Source organism: Streptomyces sp. cg40, from assembly GCF_050320165.1.
Classification (GTDB): Bacteria; Actinomycetota; Actinomycetes; order Streptomycetales; family Streptomycetaceae; genus Streptomyces; species Streptomyces hokutonensis.
Map to the genome: position 1 here is coordinate 9,140,082 of NZ_CP190128.1, position 14,924 is coordinate 9,155,005.

A 14,924-nucleotide genomic window follows, 5' to 3' on the forward strand; every position below is an offset into this window, starting at 1 on the left:
GGTGTCAGCCACCGGGTTGGAGAACGGACGACTCCACGCGGTGCTGGGCTCGGAGCACGAACACGGGAACGATCGAGGCGAGGACGAAGAGCACGGCGAGGACCATCCAGCCGGCCGTTCCGAGAGCGATGACGACTCCTGTCATCAGGAGGGGGCCCGCCACCCGGTTGGCCGTTGTACGCCCGAGGTTGAACAGCACCAGGTAGGAACTGCGCGCGTCTTCGGGAGCGAGCTCGTAGGAGAGCGTCCATGAGGCACCCACCTGCAGCACTTCGGCGAAGGTCAGGACGACGACGGCGCACGCCATGACCGAGACGGCGCCGCGTACACCGAATCCGGGCGCCGCGGCGAATCCGACGCACGAGACGGCGAGCAGTCCACCGGCGGCGCCGTAGGCGGACCAGGAGCTCCGGGTCGTGCGATAGCAGCGGTTCAGCGGGTACTGCAGAGCGATGCACGCGACGGTGTTGACGGTGTAGAGGATTCCGACGAAGCGCTCGGGCACGTCCGTGTGCGTCACCAGCCACAGCGGGAAGGCGATGTTCAGCATCGGCGTCCACAGCGAGAGCACGGCGTTGTACAGGGTGAGGTTCAGCAGCCGACGGTCTTTCAGCAGTGGTGTGATGCTTCGCCGTGCTCGCGGGGCAGTACGGTCTCCGCCCATGACGAGCAGCAGCAGGGCGACGGCCGCGTACGCGGACGCACCGCCCAGCAGCAGCCAGTGGAATGTGCCGCGATCGGCTGTGCCGAGCACGACGCCCGCGATCAAGCCGCCCACGCTGATACCTACGTTGACGATCGTGCGCTGCACAGCCATGACCCGGCTGCGCAGGTCCTCGGTCGTCTGAGCGCCCACGTATGCCTGGACGAGCGGTGGGGAGGACTGTTCCGCCACGGCGATGGCGACCGTGACACACAGGAAGCTGGGCCAACCGTCGACCCAGAGGTAGGACAGTGTGGCGATCGAACGCAGGAGATCGACGCCGACCAGCACCCGGCGCGGTCCGAAGCGTTCCGCGAGCCGGGCGACCAGGACCGCGCTCGGCATGGCCAGGGCTCCCGCGATGCTCAGTCCGGCACCCACCGCTGCGGCGCTCAGCCCCACGACCTGAATGAAGTAGATGGTCGAGACGGCCAGGAACAGGCCGGTTCCGGTCCACTCCACGAACGCCACCAGCTGAATCGACGGCAGGTAGGCGCTCCACGTGGACCTGTCGGCCCCTTTGAGCATGCTCATGAAGCATTCCAGGCGAAGGAGAGTCCTCGGGCGCGCAATCGGCCGATCGCGTCGCTGAGGTCGTCGTGGATGCCCTGCGCCTTGATCCAGTCGTCGGAGTAGAAGGTGTCGAAGTACTTGGCGCCCCCGTCCGCCGCGAGACAGACGGGGAAGGGGCCCGGCGTCCCCGACTCGACGTCGTGGACAAGGGCGCGGACCGCGCAACCGGTGGAACCACCGACGGCCATGCCCAGGTCCTCGCGCAGAACGCGGCAGACGGCGATGGCCTCGACATCCTCCACGTGCACGGCACGGTCGTGCTCTTCGTGGCTCAGAAACGTGGATCGCCGGCTTGCCCCGATCCCGGGTATGAGCCGCCGGCCGGTGGTGCCGCCGAGGGCGACCGAACCGGTCACATCGACGGCTACACAGGTGACATCGGGCCGATGCCGACGCATGTACGCCGCAATGCCCGCGAGCGTTCCCCCGGTGGAGACAGGCGCGTACACGGCACTCAGCAGTGGTCCCGCCTGGTCGGCGATCTCCGGTCCGGTGGTGTCCTGGTGCACTTGCGGGCTCGCCAGGTTCTCGTACTGATTGGGCCAGCGATACGTCGGGTTCTCGGCGCAGATGCGGCGCACCGTGTCGAGTCTGCTCAGGAGGTAGCCGCCTTGTCCGTCGGGCTCGTCCACCACGATCAGCCGGGCTCCTTGCTCGACCAGCGTTCGTCGAGTCGCTCGTGGTGTCTTCAGATCCACGACCGCCAGAAACTCGCAGTCGATGGCGGGAAGGATGTGCGCCATCGCCAGGCCAAGATTTCCCGAGGTCGATTCAACGACCACTGTGCCCGGTACGAGCGGCTGTTGCCGATGGAGTTCCCGCAGCAGCCCGACCGCTGTCCGCGCTTTGATCGACCCAGCGGCGCCGTGCTCTTCCAATTTGAGGCCGAATGCGGTCGTGCCGCCCTGTAACGAGAGCGAAGCCCGACCCAGCGGCGTGCGGCGTAACGCACGCTCGAAAACACGCTCGACACGCAACATGGAGCCCCCGTTCAGTTCCGCCAGGCGAGTGGTCGACTGCCGGTGAAGGTGATTCATCGCGAATGGCTGTGCGTTGTTTATCGCCCTTCATGGCGACAGCAATGGCGATTTCCGGCTGCCATGAAAACAGGCGTCACGAGACAGTCGAACAATATGCGGCTTCTGAGCACCTCGATGACGTGAGGGCATGGCAAACAGGTCACCCGTCCTTGTGGGCTGTCGCGATGCGGCGTTCGCAAATAGGAACGGCGTACTCGGTCGATGCGTCCAGCATGAGGATGATCGACAGTCGACGTCAAGACTGCCTTGAGCCCTTTATAAGCCATTCGCAGGAGCATCCACTTGGACACGCTTAATCGCGATATGCGCCGATTTGACAATGTCGTTGAAAGCGGAGGAGTGGGGCACCTGTGCGACTCTCGCGAGCGCCCCTTGACGGACCTGCCTCCGTGTCCCAAGATTCGACGAGCCTGTTGCACGTCGTTCCTATATGGGAACGCTTCTGGTGCTCCTCTGTTCTGTTCAACTCGTTGTCGACCGACGCCAAGAACGAGGAGAGTTCGTGGAGGAATCGGGATTCGGGGCCGTAATGCCGACGGGTAATCGCTCGGTGAGCAGGGCACTGGACATTCTTGAGTTACTGGCCGGCTCTGAGCGCCCGCTGGGCCTGGCCGAAGTGGCCAAGAGGCTCGATCTGCCGAAGACCAGCGCGCTGAGCCTGCTGCGCGCCCTGCTGTCGCGTTCCTTCGCGGCGCTCGACGAAGAAGGCCGGTATACGCTCGGTCTGCGCAGTTTCGAAGTGGGCAGTGTTTATCTGCAGCGGATGACGCCCGTCCGGGCCGTCGAGACGGAACTCCGCGTTCTCACCGTCGAGTTGCTGGTCACCTCGCACTTCGCCATTCTGCAGGGCAACGACGTCGTCTACTTGGCCAAACACGATCCGCCACAGGGCGTTGTCCGCCTGGCGAGTTCGCTCGGTGCGCGGCTGCCGGCCATCAGTACCGCCGTCGGACTGGCACAGCTCGCCCACACGGGGCTGCCTCCCGAAGCGCGCACGGCCCGGTTGCTGGAACAGGTGGAGCAGGTCAGGCTCACCGGCTACGCGACCGACGACGGTGGCACGGTGCACGGCATCCAGTGCGTGGCGGCTCCGGTCTTCGACGCCGGCGGCTGCTGTGGCGCCATCGGGATCAGCCACCTGCAGGGCGGGCAGGAGACGGCGGTGGTGGCTTCGGCGGTGTGCAACGCGGCCCAGCGTGCCTCGGCTGTTCTCGGCGGTGCCCGCGTATTGCCGGACACCGCGACCTGAGTTCCCGCGGCCCCCGCTCCCCGGGGACGCTCCAGCGCCAAGTCCTGCGACGAATGGCCGAAGTCCCGTCCCAGTACTCCGGAAGGTGCCGATCCATGACCACCACCACGACCACGACGACCAACGGTCCCCTCCGTCTGATCGGAGTGTGGTCACAGCTCGACTCCGACTCGCGCGCTCGCGCGGTCACCCGCGGCACCGACAAGATCTTCGATCCCGCATTACGCGCAAGCGTTCTCGAACTGCTCGACGATGTCCGGACCAACGGGGACGACGCCCTGGTCCGCGCCTTGGCGAAGTACGACGGCTGCACAGTGGCCCCGGACCGGCTGCGCGTCACGGAAGACGAGTTCGAACAGGCACGACGTGCCGTCGACCCGAAACTGCTGACCGCTGTCCGCGACAGCATCGACCACGTACGGCGCTTCAACGAGCACGTCGCGGCCCGCGGTGACTGGAGCTTCGAGAGCGAGCCCGGTCTGACGGTCGGCGAGAAGGTCGGCCCCATCGCCGCCGCCGGGCTGTTCGTGCCAAGCGGCAAGGGCTCGTACCCCTCCGTCCTCGTCCAGTTGGGCACCCCCGCACGGGTCGCGGGCGTACCGGAGATCGCCGTCGTGGTACCGCCCGTGCCGGGCTCCGACGGAGAGATCGACGCTGCCGTCCTCGTCGTCGCCGACGAACTGGGCCTGCGCCAGGTGTTCCGCGCCAACGGGCCGTCGGGCATCGCAGCCCTGGCCTTCGGCACGGAGACCGTACCCAAGGTCCGAAAGATCGTGGGGCCCGGAAGCCCAGCGGTCATCTGCGCCCAGGTCGAGGTACAGCGCTTCGGCACCGTGACAAGCATGCTCCTGGGGCCGAGCGAGAGCTTGATCTTGGCCGATGACAGCGCCGACGTCCGGCTGCTCGCCGCCGACCTGCTCAACGAGGCCGAGCACGGACCGGACTCCTCCAGCCTGCTCGTCACCGACAGCGGGGCGCTCCTCGATGCCGTCCAGCACGAAGTGGCACGGCAGTTGGCCCGGCTTCCCGAACCCCGCCGCGGCTACGCGGAACTGGCCCTGGGCGTCAACGGCGGCGCCGTGCTGGTCGAGAACCTCGAAGAGGGCGCCGAGGTGGCCAACCACTATGCCCCCGAGCACATGCAGATCGCCGTCCGTGACGAGGACGCGGTGCTGGCCCTGCTCCACGACGCCGGCGAGATCCTGGTCGGTCAGTGGACCCCGGTGTCGGCGGCCAACTACGTCATCGGGTGTCCGGCCGCCCTGCCGACCAGTGGATTCGCCAAGGTCAACGGCGGGGTGACAGCGGAAGCCTTCCTCAAGCGCACGGCCGTGGCACGCGCCGATGCGCGGGCACTGGCCAGGATGAGCGACACGGTCATCGCGTTCACCGGGCACGAGGGATTCCCTGCCCACGAGGCCGCCGTGCGCATCCGACTCGACGGCGCCGGACACGGAGCGGCACGATGAGGATGCGTGAGATCCGCGAACTCGTCCGACCCCGCGCGTCCGGCCTCGGCCGCACCTCCGTCCTCGACCGCTGCCATGACATGGATGACCTGCGTACCGCGGCCCGCCGACGGCTGCCCCGCGCCGTATTCGACTACGTCGACGGCGGGGCCGACGAGGAGATCACCCTCGCGGCCAACCGCGACGCGTTCCGTCGCGTGTGCTTCTCTCCCCGTGTGCTGCGCGACGTGTCCGCTCCCGACCTGTCCACCCGGCTGTTCGGGGCGGACCTCCGCTCGCCGCTGGGGCTGGCGCCCACTGGCTACACGCGCATGATCCACCCCGATGCCGAGCCCGCGGTGGCCCGCGCCGCCGCGGCGCGCGGCCTTCCCTACACCCTCTCCACCGTCGCGACCACGGCACTGGAGGACGTGGCGGAGACAGGCCACACCAACCTGTGGTTCCAGTTGTACGTGCTGAAGGACCGCGCCCTGACGTACGCACTGGTCAGCCGGGCCGAGGCCGCCGGCTTTCACGTACTGGAGGTCGCCCTGGACACAGCCGTCGCCGGTCACCGCACCCGGGACGCGCGCAACGGCTTCACCATCCCGCCCAGGCTCGCCCTGCGCACTGTCCTGGACATCGGCACCCGACCCGGTTACTGGACGTCCGTGCTGCGGGGCGCGCCGCTCACCCTGGCCAACCTGCAGGCGTCGGACTCACCCGGACAGCGGGCCACGGTCGCCGCCCTCAACGACCTCTTCGATCCCGCGGTGACCTGGGACGACATCGCCGAACTGCGAGCGCGGTGGCCGGGCGCGCTGATCCTCAAGGGACCACTCGGTCCCGCGGACGTGCGCCGCGCCATCGAGGCCGGCGCCGACGGCGTCCACCTCTCCAACCACGGAGGCCGGCAGCTCGACCGGTGCGTCAGCCCGCTCGACCTGCTCCGGCCCGCCCGCGAGGCCGCCGGGGACCGCCTCGCGCTGGTGCTGGACTCCGGTGTCCGGCACGGCGCGGACATCGCCGCGGCCCTGGCGCTCGGAGCGGACCTGTGCATGATCGGGCGCCCCTACTTGTACGGTGCCGCGGTCGGCGGCCGAGCAGGTGTCGAGCGCGCGGTCGACCTGCTGGTCGCCCAACTGCGCCGCACCGTCCAGCTGTTGGGCGTCACCGACCTGACGGAGCTGCGTAAACACGGGCCGGAACTGGTCGCCCTGACGCCGTCACCGCTTCCGCACCGGCCGGCCGGAGGCGAGGACGGCCATGTCTGACGCACCGCGCAGGATCCTTGTCTCCGGCGGCACCAGCGGTATCGGGCGTGCCTGCGTCGAACGCCTCGTCTCCTGCGGGCACCGGCTCTGGGTCCTCGGCTCGCGCGAACCCGGACTGCGAGCGGTCAGGGAGGCCCTGCCGCTGGCCGGGAGCAGCCGCTGCGACGTCGCCGACGCCGACGCCGTGGAGGGTGCGGTCGCCGAGGCGGTGGCCGAACTCGGTGGTCTCGACGGGGCGTTCGTCAACGCCGGCATCGACGGCCTCGGCGTCCCGGCGACCGATGTCGATGTCGCCCACTTCCGCCGGGTCCTGGACGTCAACGTCATCGGGGCGTTCCTCGTGGCCCGGGAAACCGCCAAGGCCATGAAGGGCCCGGCCTCGATCGTCATGAACGCGTCCATGAACGCGCTCCGTCCGGAGACCGGGTTCGTGGACTACAACGCCAGCAAGGCCGCCGTCGTCAGCATCGCGCGGACCATGGCGATCGAACTGGCACCTGAGGGCATCGCGGTGACGGCACTGTGCCCCGGCTACTTCCCCACCCCCATGACGGCCCCGTACCTGGACGACCCCTCCACCCGAGCCGAACTGCTGGCGAAGATCCCGGCCGGACGCTTCGGCCGGCTCCACGAGGTCGCAGCCCTCGTGGACTTCCTGCTGACCTCGGATGCCGCCTACATGACCGGCGGCGTGATCACCCTGGACGGCGCGGCCGGCGCCTGACCCCAGGTCCCCGAACGGTCCCCCACACTAGGAGTTCGCGGTGCACGAGTCCGGCACGCCCCTCTCCTCCTCCGCTCCCCGCGCCGACCGGCCGCCGCCCTCCCCGGACGCGGAACGGACGTGGTCCCCGGAGCGAAGGTCCGTCGAGTTCGTACCGCACCAGGCCAGATACGGCCGTAGCCGAAGCCTCTTCACCCTCTGGTTCGGCGCCAACATGCAAGTCACCACCATCGCGGCGGGCGCACTGAACGTCTCGATCGGTCTCAGTCTCGGCTGGGCACTGCTGTCCGTCCTGGTCGGCAACCTGACCGGTGCGGTCTTCATGGCCCTCCACTCGGCGCAGGGTCCCCGACTGGGCATTCCCCAAATGATCCAGAGCCGGGCCCAGTTCGGGTACGTCGGCGCGATCCTGCCCCTGGTCCTGGTCCTGCTGATGTACCTCGGCTTCTTCGCCACCACGGGCGTGCAGGGCGGACAGGCCCTGGCGGGATGGAGCGGAATGCCGGCGTCACCGGCCATGATCCTCGTCTCCACGGCCATCCTCATCGCGGCGATCTTCGGCTACCGGCTCATCCACGCCATGCAGAAGTGGGTCAGTCTGCTGTCGTGCATCGCCTTCGCCTACCTGACAGTCCGGCTCCTGACCGCGGGCGACCTGGCCGCCGCGTGGCAGCATCAGCACGTGACCGCGGGCTCCTTCCTGCTCGGCACGGCACTGGCCGCCACCTGGCAGATCACCTACGCCCCTTACGTAGCCGACTACTCGCGCTACCTGCCCCAGCACACCTCCATCAAGAGCACCTACTGGTACACCTACGCCGGCTCCGTCCTCGCCTCCTGCTGGATGATGGCGTTCGGGGTCCTGGCGGCGGCAGTTGCCCCGAGCTCGTTCGACGGCGGCTCGGTGGAGTTCATCGTGCACCAGTCCCAGGGCGACTACGGCGTGTTCTACGCGGTGATCCTTCTTGGCATCGTGGGCATCAACTCCCTGAACCTGTACGGCATCTTCATGGCGACCACGAGCATCGTCACCGCCCTGACGCCGCTGCGCGTGGGCCCACGGTCCCGGGCCCTGATCATCACGCTGGCCGCGTCCGCCGGCACCACCGTCGGCCTGTCCGCGAGCAGCGACTTCCTCGGCAACTTCCTGAACTTCATCCTGTTGCTGGCCTACTTCCTGATCCCCTGGACGGCGATCAACCTCGCGGACTTCTACCTGGTCCGCAAGGAGACGTACGACATCCCGTCGATCTTCGACCCCGCGGGCCGGTACCAAGGCGTCGACCTTCGGACGGCGACCGCCTATGCCGTGGGTGTTGCCACCGAACTGCCTTTCGTCAACTCGGGGTTCTACGTCGGCCCGCTGGTCGCGCCCCTCGGCGGAGCGGACATCTCGTGGTGCATCGGACTGGTCACCTCCGGAGCGGCGTACGTCTTCCTCATGCGACGGTTCACGCGCGCCGGCGACGGGAAGCTCATGGCGGCGACCTCTTCCAACTGAACGGGCAGGCCCGACAGTTGATCGGACAAGATCGATCCCGACAACCGACTTGCCTGGTGAAGGGCTTGGAAGTCACCGTGAATGAAGCCGGTCGGCAGCCCACTGGACAGGGCCGTGGCGCGCGTGACCTCGGCCGCGGCAGCCGTGTGGTCTCCGTCCGTGAGATCGCCCGGACCGCCGTGGAGGCGCCGCAGCCGGCTGCGCCGGCAGCGCGTCGGATCCGGCCGTGAGTTGTCGACGGACGACACGTGCATGGCGTCAACCCGTTGCACGAGATCGTGGCCGCGACCGACTGCGTTGGGTGACCTGTGGGGGTGTCTCAGCCTCAAGGTGCCTCAGGCGGCGCAGCTCCCACAGGCGGGACGAGACGGGCCTCGCGGCCATGTGCCGCAGCGGCCGCTCAGAGGTGGCCGTCCAGGAACTTCCGTACCTCGGCGATGGTCATGGGCCCCGTGCCGTGCGCCACCGCCTCTCCCTCCTTCAGCAGGACGTAGGACGGGGCTCCGGTGATCCCGTATCGCTCGGTCGCGGCCGGACAACGTGTGATGTCGTCATCACGCACACGGACGTCGGAGACACCTTCCTCGCATTCCTGTCGGCCTGTGACACCTTCACTGCCGGAGACGTCGTTCCCGACGAATGCCTGACCGTCGGGTCGGCCCCGCAACTCACCGGGTACCGTCACGTGATCGCTACCCAGTGGCCCGTGTGCGACGGAGGTACCGCAGACCTCGCGGCTGTCCTCAGGAACCCACCTGGTGGGTCCTCTGCATTCACCTCGGTCCGGAGCGGCCAAACCAAGCAGGGCGGTGACGGCGGACGTCGCTGTGGGCCAGGATCTGGAGCCGGTGGGTGGACCACACGGCGCTCGCGACCCTGAACAGCACGCGCACGAACGCACGCCCTGCGCAGATGAGGGGCGGTTCCGGAGGATTCCGGAACCGCCCCTCGATCATGTGGTCACGGCTTGCGTGCGACCGCTCCGTACATCGCGATGTCCTCGTCGCGGATGTTCTGCTCGCCCGTGCCGTCCGGGTGCCACTTGTGGACCTGGACGATGCCGGGTTCGACCAGCTCGAGACCGTCGAAGAACTCGTGGGCCTCGTCGATGGTGCGCAGCCGCATCGGCATGTCGCGGGCCGCGTACTCGCGGGCGACGCGGCCCACCTCCTGCGGCGCGAACTCGGCGGTGCCGATCGACATCGCGAGGTAGCTGCCCGAGGGGAGGGGCTCCAGCAGGCGCCGTACGACGCCCACCGCGTCGTCCGCGTCGAGCATGAAGTGCACGATGGCGATCACCGTCAGCGCCACCGGCCGGGAGAGGTCCAGGGTCTCGCGCAGCTCCGGCGCGTCGAGGATCGTGGACGGTTCACGGAAGTCGGCCTCGATGTACGACGTCCTGCCCTCGGCCGTGCTGGAGAGCAGCCCCTGGGACAGGGTGAGGACGATGGGGTCGTTGTCGACGTAGACCACTCGTGACTCGGGAGCCACCTGCTGGGCGATCTCGTGCAGGTTCGGCGAGGTGGGGATGCCGGTGCCGACGTCCAGGAACTGGCGGACGCCCGCCTCCTCGGCGAGCCAGCGCACGGCCCGGTTCATCCAGTCCCGGTTGGCGCGCATGTGGATCGGGAGCGCGGGCCACTCCCGGGACATGGCGTCGCCCGCCTCCTTGTCGGCGGGGTAGTAGTCCTTCCCGCCCATGATGTAGTCGTAGATCCGCGCGGAGTGCGCGTGCTCGGTGTCGATGCGGTCGGCCGGCCATCCGTTGTCGGGCAACGCCGTGTCTCCCATGTGAGTTGTGAAGGTTCGGGACGAACTCTCAATAAAAACAAGGGGGGTTCACAGAAGGAAGTCGGCGTCACCCGCCTTCACGCCCGTGACGAAGCTCGTCATCTCGCGGGGTGTGAAAACCAGCGCCGGGCCGTCGGGGTCGGTCGACTGCCGTACGGCGACGCGTCCGTCGGCGAGCTTCTTCACTTCCACGCAGGCGCCGCCGGCGTCGTCGCTCCACGGCTTGGTCCAGCCGCGTGTGCCGAGGTTCCGGGACGGTATGCCGTTGCGTATGGGGTGGTGCACGTCAGAGCTCCTTGCGAATCGCACCGAGGAGGGCCTCGGTCTTGCGGGCGGGTGCCGCCTGGGCACCCAGCCGGTCCAGGGCCTCGCGATACACCACGACGTCGTCGCTCTTGTCCAGATAGACAGCGCCCACCAGGCCGTTGAGATAGACGACGTCGGGCAGTTCGGCCGCCCGGAACCGGAAGAGGTGGAACGCCCCGGCCCGCATCGCCGGGTGCGGGCCGTTGGCGAACGGCATGATCTGCAGCGTCACATGAGGCAGCCGGTTGACCTCGATCAGGTGGTCGACCTGGGCGCGCATCACCGCGGAACCCCCGACCGGCCAGCGCAGCACCGTCTCGTCCATCACGACCCACACCCGCGGGGGCGCCTCGCGGGTCAGCAGCTCCTGGCGGCGCATGCGCAGGGCGACCCGGCGCTCCGTGGCCTCGGCGGCGGCGTGCGGGTTGCCCGCGCCGAGCAGGGCCCGTGCGTACTCCTCGGTCTGCAGCAGCCCGTGGACGAACTCGTTCTCGTAGGCGCGTACTTGCAGCGCCGCCTGCTCCAGGCTCAGATACGCGGCGAACCAGTCCGGCATGACATCGCGGTACGTGTGCCACCAGCCGCGCTTGCTGGCCTCGCGGACCGACTTCAGGAAGGTGTCGATCTCCTGACGATCCGTCACCCCATAGACCTGGAGCAGCTTTTCGGCGTCCGCCAGGCGCAACCGGGCCACCTTGGCGGCCTCCATGCGGCGGATCGTGGAGTGGCTGACCCCGATGGCCGCGCCCGCCTCCTCGTACGTGAGTCCCGCGCGGGTCCGCAGTTCCTCCAGCTGGCGGCCGAGGATCATGCGCAGGACGGAGGGGACGCCGCCCCAGTCGGTCTCCGCGGTCACGGTCTACCTCCCTTGCGCCTCCAGCTCCGGGCGGCAGTCTGGCAGGGTCTCGCTCTTCAGGGACTCTTTCGATCACTTCCTGGCGGAAGCAGCATGCACTTCGCGAGGTGCAATTTTCAACTTGCCGGTTGCGATGCGTTGTTGGCAGGTGCCACAGTAAGCAGGTCGTCACGGCTCCTCGAAGAGCCGGACGGCGCAGCCCAGTTGGGGGAAAGGGCTACGACCTGCGTTGGCCCGGCAGGGTCGCCGTTCGCGCCTCGTGCGCGGCCGGTCGGCGCGACACCGGCACCGCCCAGGGTGCGAAGGCACACGAAAGGCGTACGGCGATGGCTCCGCCCTCTGTCCCCCAGCCGCTGGACCGACCTCCCGGAGGCGAGCGCCCTGGCCGACTCCCTGGGCCGCGAGGCCCCGGCCGGCTCGTCTCCGGGAACCAACACCCCCGCCACAGCCATCTGTTCGGCCTGCCGGCGACCCCGGCGTCGGTAGGCCTGGCGCGCAGAACCGTGGACGAACTGCTCATCGCGTGGGGCGTCCGCGAAGCCGTCCGGGACAACGCCGTCGTCGTGACCTCCGAACTCGTCACCAACGCGATCACGCACTCCGCGAGCGACTGGATCGTCTGCGAGGTGCGGATCGCGGACGGAGTCCTCCGGATCGAGGTCGAGGACCAGAACCGCGGTTCCACGCTCCCGGCACCCGGTCGGCCCGGCCCCGACGACCAGGGCGGGCGCGGTCTCCTGCTCGTCACAGCGCTCAGCAGAGACTGGGGCGCGGTGGACGTCCCGCACCGGTCCGGGCGGATCGTCTGGGCCGAACTGGCCACGGGCGAGGGCGAATCCGCCCCGCCCTGACGTCCGCCCGCGTCTCCCCGCCCGGCCCATTCCCCCACCTGGCCGAAGGGTCCCCCACATGTACCTGTCCCGCCGCCGCGACCCGATCCCGTCCCCCTCCGAGCCGTCGGCTCGCAGCTTCGCTCAGCCTCCCCATCCCGCCGAGCCGCCGGTTCCTGGCTTTGCTTCACCCCCGTCCCCCTCCGGGCCCCCGGTTCACAGCTCCGCCCAGCCCCCGAATCCCGTCGAGCCGCCGCCGCACGACCGCGTCCGCCCCGGACGCCTGGTGATCCCCGCACCGTTACGCGCGAGCCTCGGCTACGACGCCGTGGGCATGCCCCGGGAACACGGGGAACGCATCCTGGACCGTCTGCACCGCGTCGGCTGCATCTTCGCCGACGCCCGGCGCTGGTGGTGGATCGTGCCGGCCGGTTCGCACATCGGCGTCGTCTGGCCGCCGTCCATCAGCTACGCGATCGGCGCCCAGTTGGCCGACCCCTCCTGGACGAGCACCCGCCCGAAACCGGGCCGGGAACATCCCCGGCTGATCCATTCCCCCGAGACCGGGCAGCCCTACACGCCGCCGATACCCCTGTACTTCCTCACCTGTCGCGTCGCCGGCAGCGCTCCGCTCTGGTCCCTGGAGACGGCGAACCGGCCGGCCGCTCAGTGATCCGCTACGGCCTCCGACGTATTTCCGGTCCGGTGGGGTGTCGGTAGGAACACCCCCGATCCGGTCCTCAGGCCCAGGGACTGTGTGTGGCTTCGGCGGCAGGATTCAAGGCGTACCGAATCCACCACACGGAAACTCCGGGGGACCCCATGAACGAAATGTCGGCCAGGCGTCTTGCCGGCGGTGCGGGAATCGCCACCGCTGCCCTTCTCATCGTCGAAGTTCCGCTGTACTTCATCTATTCGGGGCCGCCGCCGGACGCGAACGTCCTCTCCCGGCTGCTGATCGGGATCGTCGCGCTGGCCTTTCTGCTGGTGTTCGTGACAGCCTTCCGCGAACTGGTGAAGCGGGTGAATCCCGCGTACGAGTGGGCCGGTTCCATGGCCTTCACCGCGGGGCTGGTCTACACGACGGTCACGCTGGTCTCCAGCGGTCTGGAGGCCGGTGCCGTCATCGCCGCCGACCATCCGATCGACCCGACGATCGACGTCAGCGGCACCTACATTCTCTACGGGTCGATCTCCCGGCTCATGCTCGCGTTCTTTCTGACCGCGCTGGGATTCGCCGTCTCCCGCACGGAAATCCTGCCGCGCTGGACCAGCCGGTCGGCCTATGTCCTGGCCGGGATCAATCTGGCTTTCGTACCGTCCCTGTTCTTCGGGAACTCTCCCGCGAACTTCTACGCGGCGAACGGCTGGGGAACCACCGCTCTCATGGGCGCCGTTCTCAGCTATTGGCTGCTCGCGCTGGGCATCTCCACCTACCGCAGCGCGAAAGCGCCGGCAGCGCTGAACTGACCGGGGAAAGGCACCCCTTGTGCGGCCACCATACCCAGGGAGGGTATGGTGGCCGCATGGCCCGTCCCGGACATCCCGCAGCGCCGCACCCGAGGGTGCGGCGCTGCGGGATGCTCGTGGCCACGGTGCTCCTGGGCCTCCTGGGCATGCACGGACTCGGGCCCGTTCCGCTGGCCCACCCCGTGCCGGAGCACGCCGTGACCGCCATGACGGCGGCCATGGGAGAGAAGGCGTCGACCCCCGACCCCTGCGATCACGACGGGGGCGGCTGCGGCAGCCACATGACCCACGCGGACGCGACCTGCGCCTCCGCCTCCGTCGCCGGCACTCCGGCCGTGGCTCCGCTGCTGGTGCCCGACGTGGCCGCCTGCGCTCAACTGCCGGACGCGCTAGGGTCCTTGACCGACGGCGGCCCCGACGGCGGCCGAGCCCCGCCCTCCCTCGCCGAACTCCAACTCCTGCGGATCTAAAGCGGCCCGCGCGCCCACCCGCGCGCTTCGGCATGCCCAGCACAGACAACCGCATGAGTTCCAGGAGTACCACCATGACCGCACAACGCGGGTTCGCCCGTCGTACCGTCGCGCTCGCCGTCACCGCCTCGGTGGCCGCCCTCACGCTCGCCGCCTGTGGCGACAACAGCGACAGCAAGGGAAGCGGCGGGACCAAGACCGGCGGGCACAACGCCGCCGACGTCTCCTTCTCCAAGGAGATGATCCAGCACCACCGGCAGGCCGTGGAGATGGCCGGACTCGCCGCCGACCGGGCCTCCTCGGCCCAGGTCAAGAGCCTCGCCACGAAGATCAAGGGCGCACAGGACCCCGAGATCAAGACCATGTCCGGCTGGCTCACCTCGTGGGGCGAGAAGGTGCCCCAGGACATGACCGGCATGGGCCACGACATGTCGTCCTCGGCGTCCGGGATGATGACCGAGGCCGACATGGGCAAGCTGGAGAAGGCCTCCGGCGCCATGTTCGACAGCATGTTCCTCAACATGATGGTCGAACACCACGAGGGCGCCGTGACGATGGCCAAGACCGAGAAGGCGGACGGCAGTTACGGCCCCGCCACCGCGCTCGCGGCCGACGTGATCACGGCGCAGAGTGCCGAGATCGAGCAGATGAACAAGATGCTCGGCAAGAACTGACGCCACCGGTGGACG

The 14,924-nt window shown here is 68.8% G+C and carries 16 protein-coding genes and 1 pseudogene; 11 read left to right on the forward strand and 6 right to left on the reverse strand.

Annotation, left to right across the window (positions count from 1 at the left end):
* Positions 1–4 precede the first annotated feature (4 nt).
* Both ACQHII_RS41235 and ACQHII_RS41240 read right to left on the reverse strand, forming a co-directional pair.
* Positions 5–1,237: an MFS transporter gene (locus ACQHII_RS41235; RefSeq protein WP_427924031.1), complete on the reverse strand. Its 1,233-nt coding sequence runs from the start codon at positions 1,235–1,237 to the stop codon at positions 5–7.
* A complete protein-coding gene (locus ACQHII_RS41240; RefSeq protein ID WP_427924032.1) occupies positions 1,234–2,256 on the reverse strand; it encodes a pyridoxal-phosphate dependent enzyme in 1,023 nt (340 codons plus the stop codon). The genes ACQHII_RS41235 and ACQHII_RS41240 overlap by 4 nt, the downstream gene beginning before the upstream one ends.
* 562 nt (positions 2,257–2,818) lie before the next feature.
* On the opposite strand from ACQHII_RS41240, the gene ACQHII_RS41245 reads away from it, so the two are divergent.
* From ACQHII_RS41245 to ACQHII_RS41265, 5 genes are all read left to right on the forward strand, one after another.
* Positions 2,819–3,565 (forward strand): IclR family transcriptional regulator, encoded by a 747-nt coding sequence (locus ACQHII_RS41245; protein WP_427924033.1) that lies wholly within the window; start codon positions 2,819–2,821, stop codon positions 3,563–3,565.
* Positions 3,566–3,660: 95 nt separating this feature from the next.
* The gene (hisD, locus tag ACQHII_RS41250) at positions 3,661–5,034 is read left to right on the forward strand and encodes a histidinol dehydrogenase (RefSeq protein ID WP_427924034.1); all 1,374 of its coding nucleotides are present in this window, start codon (positions 3,661–3,663) and stop codon (positions 5,032–5,034) included.
* Positions 5,031–6,287 (forward strand): alpha-hydroxy acid oxidase, encoded by a 1,257-nt coding sequence (locus tag ACQHII_RS41255; RefSeq protein ID WP_427924035.1) that lies wholly within the window; start codon positions 5,031–5,033, stop codon positions 6,285–6,287. Before hisD ends, ACQHII_RS41255 begins: the two co-directional genes overlap by 4 nt.
* Positions 6,280–7,011, forward strand: coding sequence for an SDR family NAD(P)-dependent oxidoreductase (locus ACQHII_RS41260; RefSeq protein ID WP_427924036.1), 732 nt, complete (start codon positions 6,280–6,282; stop codon positions 7,009–7,011). The genes ACQHII_RS41255 and ACQHII_RS41260 overlap by 8 nt, the downstream gene beginning before the upstream one ends.
* A 40-nt stretch (positions 7,012–7,051) precedes the next feature.
* Entirely contained in the window at positions 7,052–8,512 is a 1,461-nt protein-coding gene (locus ACQHII_RS41265) for a purine-cytosine permease family protein (protein ID WP_427924037.1), read from the forward strand.
* 400 nt (positions 8,513–8,912) lie between these two features.
* Here ACQHII_RS41265 and ACQHII_RS41270 read toward each other — a convergent pair.
* Positions 8,913–9,062: pseudogene (locus tag ACQHII_RS41270) on the reverse strand (thioredoxin family protein); the annotation flags it as partial.
* A 3-nt stretch (positions 9,063–9,065) separates the two neighbouring features.
* Between ACQHII_RS41270 and ACQHII_RS41275 the strand changes: the two are divergent.
* Positions 9,066–9,392, forward strand: a complete 327-nt coding sequence (locus ACQHII_RS41275; RefSeq protein WP_427925519.1) for a CHAT domain-containing protein — start codon at positions 9,066–9,068, stop codon at positions 9,390–9,392.
* Positions 9,393–9,472: 80 nt separating this feature from the next.
* Here ACQHII_RS41275 and ACQHII_RS41280 read toward each other — a convergent pair whose 3' ends face one another.
* The 3 genes from ACQHII_RS41280 to ACQHII_RS41290 all read right to left on the reverse strand — a co-directional run bounded on the left by ACQHII_RS41280 (position 9,473) and on the right by ACQHII_RS41290 (position 11,465).
* A complete protein-coding gene (locus tag ACQHII_RS41280; protein ID WP_262057566.1) occupies positions 9,473–10,288 on the reverse strand; it encodes an SAM-dependent methyltransferase in 816 nt (271 codons plus the stop codon).
* Positions 10,289–10,351: 63 nt separating this feature from the next.
* Complete coding sequence (locus ACQHII_RS41285) at positions 10,352–10,588, reverse strand: DUF397 domain-containing protein (RefSeq protein WP_427924038.1); 237 nt, start codon at positions 10,586–10,588, stop codon at positions 10,352–10,354.
* 1 nt (position 10,589) lies between these two features.
* Positions 10,590–11,465, reverse strand: coding sequence for a helix-turn-helix domain-containing protein (locus ACQHII_RS41290; protein WP_427924039.1), 876 nt, complete (start codon positions 11,463–11,465; stop codon positions 10,590–10,592).
* A 503-nt stretch (positions 11,466–11,968) separates the two neighbouring features.
* Here ACQHII_RS41290 and ACQHII_RS41295 point away from each other — a divergent pair.
* The 5 genes from ACQHII_RS41295 (at position 11,969) to ACQHII_RS41315 (ending at position 14,909) form a co-directional block, all read left to right on the forward strand.
* Complete coding sequence (locus ACQHII_RS41295; RefSeq protein ID WP_427924040.1) at positions 11,969–12,316, forward strand: ATP-binding protein; 348 nt, start codon at positions 11,969–11,971, stop codon at positions 12,314–12,316.
* Between the two features lie 265 nt (positions 12,317–12,581).
* Positions 12,582–12,968 carry a hypothetical protein gene (locus ACQHII_RS41300; protein WP_427924041.1) on the forward strand — a complete coding sequence of 129 codons (387 nt, stop codon included), beginning with the start codon at positions 12,582–12,584 and terminating at the stop codon, positions 12,966–12,968.
* A gap of 149 nt (positions 12,969–13,117) precedes the next feature.
* Complete coding sequence (locus tag ACQHII_RS41305) at positions 13,118–13,765, forward strand: hypothetical protein (RefSeq protein ID WP_427925520.1); 648 nt, start codon at positions 13,118–13,120, stop codon at positions 13,763–13,765.
* A 56-nt stretch (positions 13,766–13,821) separates the two neighbouring features.
* On the forward strand, positions 13,822–14,235 hold the full coding sequence (locus ACQHII_RS41310; protein ID WP_427924042.1) for a DUF6153 family protein: 414 nt from the start codon (positions 13,822–13,824) through the stop codon (positions 14,233–14,235).
* Positions 14,236–14,309: 74 nt separating this feature from the next.
* On the forward strand, positions 14,310–14,909 hold the full coding sequence (locus ACQHII_RS41315) for a DUF305 domain-containing protein (protein WP_427924043.1): 600 nt from the start codon (positions 14,310–14,312) through the stop codon (positions 14,907–14,909).
* Positions 14,910–14,924: the final 15 nt, after the last annotated feature.